Here is a 12,041-nt window from a genome sequence, read left to right as displayed (position 1 = left end):
AGCATGATCATCTGGTTCGGTCTGCCCGCCACACGACCCGCTCGCCCCCTGTGTGCGCACGCGGACGACGGCGGGCACCGGCCGCGTGCTGATGGGCACGCACGATGCTCGAGTCGACCGACACCTCCCGGTCCAGCTCGTCGATCGCCTCCGCGATCACCCGCACCTTCGACACCAGCATGGTCAGGGTGCCGTTGCGTGACCAGCGCCAGAACCGGTTGTAGACCGTCTTCCACGGCCCGTACCGCTCCGGCAGATCACGCCACGACACCCCGGTCTTCGCTTTGAACAACATCCCGTTGATCACACGCCGGTCATCCACCCGCGGACGACCCTTCGCACCCGACACCGGCAACAACGGCTGCAACGCCTGCCACTGCTCATCAGTCAGCTCATGCCTGCGCACCACGACACAAGATCAAAGCATGTCAGAGCAACCAGCTTTGAGGACGGGCCCTAGGGCCCGTCCTCAAAGCCAGAGGGTGAGGGTGGCCAGGTCGATCATGGCTTGGTAGGACAAGGCGGTCTTGTCGTAGCGGGTGGCGAGCGCACGGAACCTGTCCGCGATCACCCGCACCGGCCGCGTCGCGGGCCGTCCCGGTCGTGCCGGCCGACGATCAGCGAGCTGCTCAGGGGTGCCGCGCAGTCCAGGGCGGAAGCGGCTGCCGATCGACAGGTTGTACGGGTGTGGTTCTGGCTGCTCGGTGGTACTTCGGCTCCCTAGCTGAATGGTTCTGATCGCTCGGAAGGGTGAAGCCGCGGATCTTCCGGGTCCGTCCGGGTAGACAAGGTGCGTCAGGGGAGTGCAGTCGAAAACAAGGGAGTCGCGATGCGACGGACGATGATGACGGTTCCGGCGGCGGTCTCGCTGGCGGTCGGCGCGGTGGTGGGCGTCGCCGGCCCGGCGATGGCGCAGCCGGATCCCGAGCCGGCGGAGATCTCGGTGGTGCAGTGCCTGATCGGTGGGGGTCTCCCGCTACCCATCTCGGAGAGCACCCCGGACGAGCTGATCTGCCTGGGCGGTTACTACAACGGCCGGCCGGTGACGAAGCCGCAGCAGCCTGGGAACTGAGGTCGACGCGGCCGCCCGGCACCAATCTCGACCAACGAGTTGCGGGCTCGACCGCAACCGTTGATCCCGTTAGGCGACATGCCCGTTTGTTCTGCCAGGAACTTCAAGATCGGTGGATGTCCGAGCACCGTCACCGTCCGCTGTGGGCGGGACGCGTGGCCGCGCTGCTGGGCATCGCGCTCGTCGCGCTCACCCTGCGCCAAGTGGTTGCGGCGGTGTCGCCGATCCTCGGCGAGATCCGGGTGGACATCCCGATGTCGAACATCGGCGTCGGGCTGCTCGGCACGTTGCCACCGATCCTGCTCGCCGCGTTCGGGTTCATCGCGCCGTACGTTGCCCGCGGCATCGGCCTCGACGGCGGCATCGTGCTCGCGCTGCTGCTCCTGTGGGAGTAGCTCCTCGCCGCGTCCTAGACGTCGTTGGCCGCGATGTAGCCGAACGTCATGGCCCGGTCCGATCGTCGACCCGGCTCCCGCGTAGCTCCGCCCCATCACCGCGGCGCTGACGTTGCCGGCCGCGTACAACCCGGGGACCACCGTCCCGTCCGGCCGCAGCACCCTGGCTCGCGCGTCGGTGACCAGCCCGCCCTTCGTCCCCAGGTCGCCGGGCACGATCTTGAAGGCGTAGAACGGTGGCGCCCACAACGGCGCGAGACACGAGTTCGGGATCACCGCCGGATCCGTGTAGTAGTGGTCGTAGGCGGAGTCACCCCGCCGGAAGTCCGTGTCCCTGCCCGTGAGCGCCTGGTGGTTGAACCGGCTCACGGTCGCCTGCAAGGCGGCGCCGGGAACACCGATGTCCGACGCCAGCCCGTCGAGCGACCAGTTCCGCACGACCGCGCCCGACCGGTACCAGTCCTCCGGCAGCGGTAACGCCGGCGCGACATCGGCGAACAGGTACCTGTTGCGGTAGTTCTGGTCCACGACGAGCCACGCCGGGATGCACGGCCGCGTCGGGTTCCTGTCGTACATGACGTGCACGACGTCGCTGTAGGGCGCCGCCTCGTTGACGAAGCGCCGGCCCGCCGCGTCGATCATCAGGCCACCGGGCAGGGTGCGCTCGGCCAGGCAGAAGTAGGGGGTGCCGGGCACGGGGATCGCCGGGCCCCACCAGGCGTCGTCCATCAGGTCGACCGCCGCGCCCGCCCGCTGGCCCGCGCGGTGGCCGTCGCCGGTGTTCTCCTTCGCGCCGACCGTCCACTCGGTACCGATGGGCTGGCGCTGGTACCGGGCGCGCATGGCCGCGTTGTGCTCGAAGCCGCCGGAGCCCAGGATCACGCCACGGCGTGCCCGCACCAGGCCCCGTGCCGTCAGCACTCCCCTGACCGCACCGTTTTCGACGTGCAGGTCCTCCAGGCCGGTGTTGAGCCGCACCGGGACCTGTGCCTGCATCAGCCCCGCTCGCAGACCGCCGGCCAGCGCCTGTCCCATGGTCAGCGGTTTCTCGCCCGCCAGCGCCGCCGCCGTGCCGCGGGCCAGCGCCGCCGCGGCCGTGGCGGCACCCTTGGCGTTGACCAGGGCGAGGGCCAGCCACTTGTAGTCCGCGCCGAAGATGACCATGCCCGGCGGTGGCGCGAGGTAGGGCGGGTTCAGGTTCGCGAGCTCGGCGCCGAGGACGCGGCCGTCGAGCACGTCCGGCTCGATCGACCGGCCCCGCGCGATGCCGCCGGGCAGTTCCGGGTAGTAGTCGCTGTAGCCGTCCATGTACCGGAAGCGCAGCGGGCTGTTGCGCAGGACGAACGAGATCATCCGCGGTCCCTGGGCCAGGAACGCCTGCTGCCGCTCGGCGGGGACGTCGCCGACGACCGCGGCGAGGTACCGCGCCGCCTTCGCCGGGGTGTCCGGCACGCCGGCGGCGAGGACGACCTCGTTGTTGGGGATCCAGATCCCCGCGCCCGAGCGTGCGGCGGACCCGCCGAACGTCGGCGCCTTCTCCAGGACCACGCAGCTCAGACCGCGTTCGGCTGCGGTCAGGGCGGCGGTCATGCCCGCCGCGCCGGAGCCCACCACCACGACGTCGAACTCGTCCGGTGCGGCCGCCGAGGCGGGTCTGGCGACTCCGGAGGTGAGCGCGAGACCGGCTCCGGCGAGCACCTGACGGCGGTTCAGGGTCATGGGGTCGCTCCCGACATCGTCTTGCGGTGGTCCCAGCTCGCGGTCCGCACCGGGCGGAAGAGCACGGCGACACGCCTCGACATGGCCTTGCGCAACGCTTCCCGCGCGGTCTCGTCGGCGCCGACCTCGCCGAAGTTGCGCGCCACCACGGCGTCCACGACCCGGCCGAGGTCGGGGGTGAACTCCGCGACCCCCTCCATGTGCACGCCACGCAGCTGGTCGTAGGTCTCCCCCGCCTCGGCCAGCACGCTGCAGCGCGGGTCGCGCCGCAGGTTCACGACCTTCTGCGACTTGCGGTCGGTGCAGAACGCGATGTCGCCGTCGGGCAAGGCGAACCACATCGGCGCGAGGTGCGGCACGCCGGTGCGGCCGATGGTGGCGACGACCAGCGTCCGCTGCCCTTCGAGGAACGACCGGACCTCGGCGGGCGTCATCCTGATCAGGTCACGCACCGCCGCCACTCCCCTCCAGGTCGCGCAGCTTGCGCTTGTAGAGCTTGCCGTTGGGGTCGCGCGGCAGCTCGGCCAGGTACGAGATGGTCCGCGGCAGCTTGAACCTCGCGAGCCTCGTGCCGGCGAACTCCAGCAGCTCCCTGGTCAGCGCCTCACCGGGCTCGACGCCGTCCGCGGGCTGCACGACGGCCTTGATCTCCTCGCCCCAGTCCGGGTGCGGGACCCCGAACACCGCCACGTCCGCGACCTTCGGGTGGCACACCAGCTCGCCCTCGATCTCCGCAGGGTAGATGTTCACGCCGCCGGAGATGATCATGTCGGACTTGCGGTCGCACAGGAACAGGTAGCCGTCCTCGTCGAGGTAACCGATGTCCTGCAAGGTGAACAGCTTGCCGACGCGGGCGGCGCGGGTCTTCTCGGCGTCCTTGTGGTACTCGAACGTCGCGTCGCCCATCCGCATGTAGACCAGGCCGCGCTCCCCCGCTGGCAGCTCGCCGCCGTCCTCGCCGAGGATCTTGATCTCGGACGTCGGCCACGGCAGGCCGACGGATCCCGGTTTGCGCAGCCACTCCTGGGCCGTGATGGCGGTGCCGCCGCCCTCGGTGGCGGCGTAGTACTCGATCACGACCGGGCCCCACCAGTCGAGCATCCGCCGCTTGACCTCGATCGGGCACGGTGCGGCGCCGTGGATCATCGCGCGCAGCGACGACATGTCGTACTTGGCCTTGACGTCGTCGGGGAGCGCGAGCAGGCGGTGGAACTGCGTCGGCACCATGTGGCTGTGGGTGACCTTGTGCCGTTCGATCAGCCGCAGCATCTCCTCCGGTGCCCAGTGGTCCATCAGCACGGCGGTGTGCCCGAGCTGGATGGAGATGACGACGAAGTTCAGCACCGCGGTGTGGTAGAGCGGTGAGCCGCACAGGTGCACGTGCCCGTCGTGCGGCTCGATCCCGAAGATGCCGAAGAACCACTGCGCCGACGGGGGAACGACGTCCGGGTCGGCACCGGTCAAGGGCCTGCGCACGCCCTTGGGCCGGCCAGTGGTGCCGGAGGTGTAGAGCATCGGGGATCCGGTCGTGCGGACGTCGGGGCGGCCCTGCTGCCCCTCCCCGAGCGTGGCGAGCGGCTGGAACCCGTCGATCTCGCCGACGGCGAACCGCGCGGCGGCGGGCAGGCTCGCCGACGCCTCCGCCGCGGCGGCCGCGAACCGCTCGTGGGCGACGAAGGCCTTGGCGCCGCTGTCCCGCACGAGGTAGCCGGCCTCCGCGCCGGTCAGGTGCCAGTTGACCAGCACGACGTACAAACCGGTCTGGTAGGCGGCGAAGTACACCGCCACCAGCTCGGAACTGTTGGGCAGCATCAGCACGATGCTGTCGCCGGGCTCGAGCCCCAGGGCCTGGAACCCGCGCCCGTAGCGGTTCGCGGCGTCCGCGAGCTCGGAGTAGGTGACCTCGCGACCACTCGGACCGACCAGCGCGGTCAGGTCCGGCCGATCGGCGGCGATGTTCCAGAGTCCTGTGACCACACCCTCAAACTAGAACGCGTTTCACCTACTGACAAGCCTCGGCGACAGCCTTGATCGAGGCACCGTCCCGGCATCCGACGAGCAGCGTCGTGACACCGGCCTCCTCCCACCGGCGGACCTCCTCGCGCACCTGCCCCGCGGTCCCGACGATGCTGATCTCGGCCACCAGCTCGTCCGGAACCGCCTGCGCCGCCTCGTCCTTGCGCCCGGCCCGGAACAACCTGCCGACGTCCGCCACCGCCTCGCCGTATCCCATGCGGGTGAACACCTCGGCGTGGAAGTTCATCCCCGGCGCGCCCATCCCGCCGGCGTACAGCGCGACGAACGGCTTCAGCGTGGTCCTGACCGCCACCGGGTCGTCCGTCACGACGACCTGGCAGGTGGCCGCGACCTCGAAGCCGTCCCTGCCGCGGCCCGCCTTGGCGAACCCCTCGCCGAGCCACTCGTCGTACATGCCGGCGAGCCGGGGCGCGTAGTAGATCGCGAGCCAGCCGTCGGCGACCTCGGCGGCCAGCGCGACGTTCCTCGGCCCCTCGGCGCCGAGCCAGATCGGCAGGTCGGCGCGCAGCGGGTGGGTGATGGGCTTGAGCGGCTTGCCCAGGCCGAGCGCGCCGGGCCCCCGGTAGGGCAACGGGTGGTGCGGCCCGTCGTTGGCGACCGGCGCCTCGCGGGCCAGCACCTGCCGCACGATCGAGACGTACTCCCTGGTCCTGGCAAGGGGTTTGGCGAACGGCCGGCCGTACCAGCCCTCCACCACCTGCGGCCCGGACACGCCCAGCCCCAGCACGAACCGGCCTCCGGACAGGTGGTCCAGCGTCAGCGCGTGCATCGCGCACGCCGCCGGGGTGCGGGCCGACATCTGCACGACGGACGTGCCCAGGCGCACCCGCCGCGTGCCGGATCCCCACCACGCCAGCGGGGTGAAGGCGTCCGAGCCCCACGCCTCGGCCGCGAACACCGCGTCGAAGCCGGACTCTTCCGCCACCGCCACGAGTTCGGCGGCGTTCGAGGGTGGGCCGGCGCCCCAGTAGCCGAGCTGCAGACCGAGCTTCATGCACCCATCTTGCCACCATTTCGAGAACCTGTTTCACTTTGATCTGTGACTCGGCCGCTGAGTGCTCCGCTCGACGTGGGCTTCGACTACACGCGCTCGACCGGCCCGACGCTGGGCCGGTTCCTCTCGGATCTGCGCCGCCGCAGGGTGACCGGGATCCGCGGCTCGGACGGCCGCGTGCACGTCCCGCCGCTCGAGTACGACCCGGTGACAGCGCAGCGGCTGTCGGAGTTCGTGGACGTGGCCGCGACCGGTGCCGTGCGCGGGTGGTCGTGGATCCCCGAGCCGCTGGAGGGCCAGCCGCTCGCCCGGCCGTTCGCGTGGGCGCTCATCCAGCTCGACGGCGCGGACACCTCGTTGCTGCACGCCGTGGACGCCGGGTCACCGGACCGGATGGCCACCGGGACCCGCGTGCGCGCGAGGTGGCGCGGCGAACGCGTCGGGGCGATCACCGACATCGAGTGCTTCGAGATCTCCGACGAGCCCGCCGACCCGCCGGCCGAGGCCGACGACGTCACGATGGTCACCACGCCAGTGCACCTGCGCTACACCCACTCCGCCTCGCCGACCGAGGACCCGTTCCTGCGCGGCCTCATGGAGGGCAGGCTCATCGCGCAGCGCTGCCCGGTGTGCGAGAAGGTCTACTTCCCGCCGCGGCCCGCCTGCCCCACCGACGGCGTGCCGACCACGGACCGGGTCGAGCTGGGCGACCGCGGCACCGTCACGACGTTCTGCGTGGTGAACGTGCCGTTCCTCGGCCAGCGCATCCCGCCGCCGTACGTCTCGGCCTACGTGCTGCTCGACGGCGCCGACATCCCGTTCCTGCACCTGTTGCTCGGTGTCGCGCCCGCGGACGTGCGGATGGGCATGCGCGTCGAGGCGGTGTGGAAGCCCCGCGAGGAGTGGGGCCCGTCGATGCAGAACATCGACCACTTCAGGCCTTCCGGCGAGCCGGACGCGCCGTTCGACTCCTACTCCCGGCACCTGTGAGGGGCTCGCATGCGTGAGGTGGCGGTGGTGGGGTTCGCGCAGACGCCCTGCGTGCGCGAGACCGACGGCACCACCAACGGGGTCGAGATGCTGGTGCCGATCTTCCACGAGGTGCTCGGCGGGCTGGGGCTCACGAAGTCCGACATCGGGTTCTGGTGCTCGGGCTCCTCGGACTACCTGGCGGGGCGCGCGTTCTCGTTCGTGTCGGCGGTGGACGCGATCGGCGCCTTTCCGCCGATCATGGAGTCGCACGTCGAGATGGACGCGGCCTGGGCGCTGTACGAGGCGTGGGTGAAGCTGCTGTGCGGTGAGGTCGACACAGCTCTCGTCTACGGCTTCGGCAAGTCGTCGGCGGGCCAGTTGCGGCGAGTCATGGCGATGCAGCTCGACCCGTACGTCGTCACCCCCCTCTGGCCGGACTCGCTCGGTCTGGCCGGGATCCAGGCGCGGATGGGCATCGAGAGCGGGCTGTGGGACGAGCGGTCGATGGCGTCCGTGGCGGTGAGGAGCCGCGCGGCGGCCCTGTCCAACCCGCTGGCGCAGCTGTCCGGCCGGTTCGGCGTCGACGAGCTGCTGGCCGCGGACTACGTCGCGGACCCGTTGCGCCGCCACGACTGCGCGCCGATCACGGACGGCGCCGCGACGATCGTGCTGGCGGCCGGTGACCGCGCGCGGGAGCTGTGCGAGCGGCCGGCGTGGATCACCGGCTTCGAGCACCGGACCGACTCGCCGTCGTTCGGCACCCGCGACCTGACGACCTCGCCGTCCGCGGTGGCCGCGGGCAAGGCGGCCGGGGCGGAGGACGTCGAGGTGGCGGAGCTGCACGCGCCGTTCACCCACCAGGAGATCCTGCTGCGCCAGGCGCTCGGGCTGGGCGACGACGTCGTGGTGAACCCGTCCGGCGGCGTGCTGGCCGGCAACCCGATGTTCGCCGCCGGGCTCGCGCGGATCGGCGAGGCGGCCCGCCGGGTGCACGACGGATCGGCTTCGCGCGTGCTGGGCCACGCCACGAGCGGGCCACTGCTCCAGCAGAACCTCGTCTGCGTGATGGAAGGGCGGCAGTAGATGCGACCGGCAGCTGTGGTCGGCACCGGCCAGACGCACCACGCCGCGAAGCGCCTCGACGTGTCGATGGCGGGCCTGTGCCGCGAGGCGATCGACCGCGCGATGGCCGACGCCGGAGTGGACTGGCCGGACGTCGACGCGGTCGTGCTCGGCAAGGCGCCCGACCTGTTCGAGGGCGTGATGATGCCGGAGCTGTTCCTCGCGGACGCGCTGGGCGCCGTCGGGAAACCGCTGCTGCGCGTGCACACCGCCGGTTCGGTCGGCGGCACCACCGGCAACGTCGCCGCCTCGCTCGTCCAGTCCGGTGTGCACGACCGCGTGCTCGCGGTGGCGTTCGAGAAGCAGTCCGAGTCCAACGCGATGTGGGCGCTGTCCGTGCCGACGCCGTTCACGATGCCGGTGCACGCCGGCGCCGGCGGCTACTTCGCACCCCACGTGCGGGCCTACATCCGCCGCGCCGGCGCCCCCGAGCACGTCGGCGCGATGGTCGCCGCCAAGGACCGCCGCAACGGCGCGCTGAACCCCTACGCGCACCTGAAGCAGCCGGACATCACCGTCGAGTCGGTGCGCGCCTCCACGATGCTGTGGGACCCGATCCGCTACGACGAGACGTGTCCTTCGTCCGACGGCGCCTGCGCCGTCGTCATCTCCTCGGCACCGACTTCCGGCAAAGCCGCCTGGATCCGCGCGACCGCGATGCGCACCGAGCCCACCACGTTCGCCGGGCGCGACCAGGTCAACCCGAGGGCGGGCCAGGACGCCGCCCGCGCCCTGTGGCGGCAGGCGGGGATCACCGACCCGTTGTCCGAAGTGGACGCCGCCGAGATCTACGTGCCGTTCTCGTGGTTCGAGCCGATGTGGCTCGAGAACCTCGGCTTCACCGAGGCTGGGCAGGGCTGGAAGCTCACCGAGGCGGGCGAGACCGAGATCGGCGGCCGGTTGCCGGTGAACCCGAGCGGCGGCGTGCTCTCGTCGAACCCCATCGGCGCGTCCGGGCTGCTGCGGTTCGCCGAAGCCGCCATGCAGGTCATGGGCACCGCCGGCGAACACCAGGTCGACGGCGCGCGGGTGGCCCTGGGACACGCGTACGGCGGTGGATCGCAGTTCTTCGCCATGTGGGTCGTCGGATCGGAGAAGCCATGAAGTTCACCGTCGGCATCGCCATGAGTCCGCTCGACCAGCTCACCGAGCTGGCCCGCACCGCCGAGGAGTGCGGGTACGCGAACATCGCGCTGCCGGACTCGCTCTTCTTCTCGGAGAAGGTCTCCGCGGACTACCCCTACACCCCCGACGGCTCCCGGATGTGGAACGCCGAGACGCCGTGGGTGGACCCGTTCGTGGCGGCCGCCGCCATGGGCGCCGTGACGTCCCGGATCCGCTTCTACACCCAGGTACTGAAGCTGGGCTCGCGCAACCCGTTGCTGCTGGCCCGTCAGATCGGCTCGGTCGCGCACCTGACCGGCAACCGGTTCGGGCTCGGCGTCGGGCTGGGCTGGTCGCCGGAGGAGTTCGAGTGGTGCGGCGTGCCGTTCAAGAACCGCGGGCCGCGCGTCGACGAGATGATCGACGTCCTGAAGCTCGTGCTCGGCGGCGGGATGGTCGAGCACCACGGCGACTACTTCGACTTCGACCGGCTGCAGATGTCGCCGGCGCCGACCGAACCGGTGCCGTTCTACGTCGGCGGCCACTCCCCCGCGGCGCTGAAGCGGGCCGCCAGGGCGGGCGACGGCTGGACGTCCGCGATGATCAAGTTCGCCGATCTGAAGACGGTGATCGCCCAGCTCACGGACCTGGGCGCGTTCGAGCGGCCGTTCGAGGTCCAGGCCGTGTGCATCGACCGGTCCGGCCTCGACGGGTACCGGCAGCTCGACGAGATCGGCGTGACGGACGTGATCGTCGTGCCGTGGCTGTTCTACGGCGTCGGGTTCGACGGCAGCCTGGAAGCCAAGAAGGACGGACTTCGGCGCTTCGCCGACGAGGTGATCGGAGAGTTCGCATGACCGCGGTGAGCTGGCAGGCCTCCAAGACCGAAACCCCGGCGCGAGTGGCGTCGTGGCGTTCGATGGACGCCGTGACGCGGGGTGCGAAGGACGAGTGGCTGGCGTTGTTCGCCGAGGACGCCGTGGTCGAGGACCCGGTGGGCCCGTCGATGTTCGACGCCGAGGGCAAGGGGCACCACGGCAAAGAGGCGATCTCGGCGTTCTGGGACCTCGCGATCGCCAACGTGGAGCGCTTCGAGTTCGCCGTGCACGACTCGTTCGCGGCGGGCTCGGAGTGCGCGAACGTCGGGGTCATCTCCGCGTTCCTGCCGGGCGGGGCGCGCGTCGACACCGAGGGCGTGTTCGTCTACCACGTCGGCGAGGACGGGCTGATCCGGTCGATGCGCGCGTTCTGGGAGACCGAACGGGCCCTCGCGACGCTGCGCACCCCCTGAGCACCCCTGAGGCGGCGGGCCCCTCCGGCGGGAGGGGCCCGCCGAGCGGCTCACGCGTACCGGACGCGGAACTCCTTGATGCCGTTGAGCCAGCCCGAGCGCAGCCGGCGCGGTTCGGCGACCTGCCGGATGTCCGGCATGGCGTCGGCGATCGCGTTGAAGATGAGGTCGATCTCCAGCCGCGCGAGGTTCGCGCCGATGCAGAAGTGCGCGCCGCTGCCGCCGAACCCGAGGTGGGGGTTGGGGTCGCGGGTGATGTCGAACCGCTGCGGGTCGGTGAACACCTCCTCGTCGAAGTTCGCGGAGGAGTAGAACATCCCGACCCGCTGCCCCTGCTTGATCTCCACCCCGCTCAGCACCGTGTCGGCCATCGCGGTGCGCTGGAAGGACACCACCGGCGTGGCCCACCGGACGATCTCGTCGGCGGCGGTCGCGGGACGTTGCGCCTTGAACAGCTCCCACTGGTCGGGGTGGTCGAAGAACGCCTTCATGCCGTGCGTGATGGCGTTGCGGGTGGTCTCGTTGCCGGCGACGGCGAGCAGCAGCACGAAGAAGCCGAACTCCTCCGACGCGAGACCGGCACCGTCCACATCGGCCTGGACGAGCTTGGTGACGATGTCCTGGCGCGGGCACTTGCGGCGGTCCTCCGCCATCGTCCACGAGTAGCCCAGCAGCTCCGTGGCCGCGGCGAGCGGCTCGACCTCGAACTCGGGGTCGTCGTAGGCGATCATCTGGTTGGACCAGTCGAAGATCTTGCGCCGGTCCTCCTGCGGGATGCCGATCAGCTCCGCGATGGCCTGCAACGGCAGCTCGCACGCCACGTCCGTGACGAAGTCGCCGCTCCCCTTGTCCAGCGCCTCCGCCACGATCCGCGCGGCGCGCTCCGCGAGCGCGTCCCGCAGGTTGCCGACCGCCCGCGGCGTGAAGCCGCGGGAGATGATGCCGCGCACCTTGGTGTGCGTCGGGGGGTCCATGTTCAGCAGGAGCAGCCGCTGCATCTCGATGTTGTCGCGCGGCATGTCGTCGCGGAACCGGATGATCGCCGTGTTCTCCCGGCTGGAGAACAGCTCGCTGTTGCGCGAGATCTCCTTGACGTCGTGGTGCCTGGTCACCACCCAGTAGCCCTCGTCGGGGAACCCGCCCTGGCCCGGCGGCTTGGCGTTCCACCAGATCGGCGCCGTCTTGCGCAGTTCGGCGAGCTCCTCCAGGGGCAGACGACTCGCGTACATGTCGGGGTCGGTGAAGTCGAAGCCTTCGGGGATGCGCGGCTTGCTCACGAGAACCTCCTGGATGTAACACGTTCTATCTGATTCAAACACGGTTGCGCCTTGTGTT

The 12,041-nt window shown here is 70.8% G+C and carries 12 protein-coding genes and 1 pseudogene; 7 read left to right on the top strand and 6 right to left on the bottom strand.

All coding sequences use genetic code 11. The annotated features are described in order from the left end of the window. Positions 1–7: 7 nt before the first annotated feature. Entirely contained in the window at positions 8–406 is a 399-nt protein-coding gene (locus BMW88_RS36795; RefSeq protein ID WP_177221422.1) for an IS5 family transposase, read from the bottom strand. Between the two features lie 423 nt (positions 407–829). On the opposite strand from BMW88_RS36795, the gene BMW88_RS36790 reads away from it, so the two are divergent. Together BMW88_RS36790 and BMW88_RS36785 are read left to right on the top strand one after the other, a co-directional pair. Then, a complete protein-coding gene (locus BMW88_RS36790; RefSeq protein ID WP_143116430.1) occupies positions 830–1,072 on the top strand; it encodes a hypothetical protein in 243 nt (80 codons plus the stop codon). A 116-nt stretch (positions 1,073–1,188) separates the two neighbouring features. After that, a complete protein-coding gene (locus tag BMW88_RS36785; RefSeq protein WP_177221590.1) occupies positions 1,189–1,467 on the top strand; it encodes a hypothetical protein in 279 nt (92 codons plus the stop codon). 14 nt (positions 1,468–1,481) lie between these two features. On the opposite strand, the pseudogene kstD reads toward BMW88_RS36785, so the two are convergent. From kstD to BMW88_RS36765, 4 genes and pseudogenes are all read right to left on the bottom strand, one after another. After that, positions 1,482–3,186, bottom strand: a pseudogene (gene kstD, locus BMW88_RS36780) (3-oxosteroid 1-dehydrogenase). Then, positions 3,183–3,638, bottom strand: coding sequence for a pyridoxamine 5'-phosphate oxidase family protein (locus BMW88_RS36775; protein ID WP_218148356.1), 456 nt, complete (start codon positions 3,636–3,638; stop codon positions 3,183–3,185). The pseudogene kstD and the gene BMW88_RS36775 overlap by 4 nt, the downstream one beginning before the upstream one ends. Then, on the bottom strand, positions 3,631–5,163 hold the full coding sequence (locus BMW88_RS36770) for an acyl-CoA synthetase (protein WP_089960377.1): 1,533 nt from the start codon (positions 5,161–5,163) through the stop codon (positions 3,631–3,633). Before BMW88_RS36770 ends, BMW88_RS36775 begins: the two co-directional genes overlap by 8 nt. 25 nt (positions 5,164–5,188) lie before the next feature. Beyond that, positions 5,189–6,217, bottom strand: a complete 1,029-nt coding sequence (locus BMW88_RS36765) for an LLM class F420-dependent oxidoreductase (RefSeq protein ID WP_089960374.1) — start codon at positions 6,215–6,217, stop codon at positions 5,189–5,191. 45 nt (positions 6,218–6,262) lie between these two features. Here BMW88_RS36765 and BMW88_RS36760 point away from each other — a divergent pair, with 45 nt between their 5' ends. Genes BMW88_RS36760 through BMW88_RS36740 form a run of 5 tightly spaced genes read left to right on the top strand, consistent with a single transcriptional unit; the run spans position 6,263 to position 10,706 of the window. Beyond that, a complete protein-coding gene (locus tag BMW88_RS36760; RefSeq protein ID WP_089960372.1) occupies positions 6,263–7,207 on the top strand; it encodes a Zn-ribbon domain-containing OB-fold protein in 945 nt (314 codons plus the stop codon). 9 nt (positions 7,208–7,216) lie between these two features. Further along, entirely contained in the window at positions 7,217–8,272 is a 1,056-nt protein-coding gene (locus BMW88_RS36755; protein ID WP_089960369.1) for a thiolase domain-containing protein, read from the top strand. After that, positions 8,273–9,415, top strand: a complete 1,143-nt coding sequence (locus BMW88_RS36750; protein ID WP_089960366.1) for a thiolase domain-containing protein — start codon at positions 8,273–8,275, stop codon at positions 9,413–9,415. Next, positions 9,412–10,272: a TIGR03619 family F420-dependent LLM class oxidoreductase gene (locus BMW88_RS36745; protein ID WP_089960364.1), complete on the top strand. Its 861-nt coding sequence runs from the start codon at positions 9,412–9,414 to the stop codon at positions 10,270–10,272. Before BMW88_RS36750 ends, BMW88_RS36745 begins: the two co-directional genes overlap by 4 nt. After that, a complete protein-coding gene (locus BMW88_RS36740; protein ID WP_089960361.1) occupies positions 10,269–10,706 on the top strand; it encodes a nuclear transport factor 2 family protein in 438 nt (145 codons plus the stop codon). Before BMW88_RS36745 ends, BMW88_RS36740 begins: the two co-directional genes overlap by 4 nt. A gap of 50 nt (positions 10,707–10,756) precedes the next feature. Here BMW88_RS36740 and BMW88_RS36735 read toward each other — a convergent pair whose 3' ends face one another. Further along, entirely contained in the window at positions 10,757–11,983 is a 1,227-nt protein-coding gene (locus BMW88_RS36735; RefSeq protein WP_089960357.1) for a cytochrome P450, read from the bottom strand. Between the last annotated feature and the right edge of the window lie 58 nt (positions 11,984–12,041).

The sequence above is a fragment of the Lentzea xinjiangensis genome (genome assembly GCF_900110955.1).
In the GTDB taxonomy this organism is placed as follows: domain Bacteria; phylum Actinomycetota; class Actinomycetes; order Mycobacteriales; family Pseudonocardiaceae; genus Lentzea; species Lentzea xinjiangensis.
This window is presented reverse-complemented; position numbering and strand designations above follow the sequence as displayed.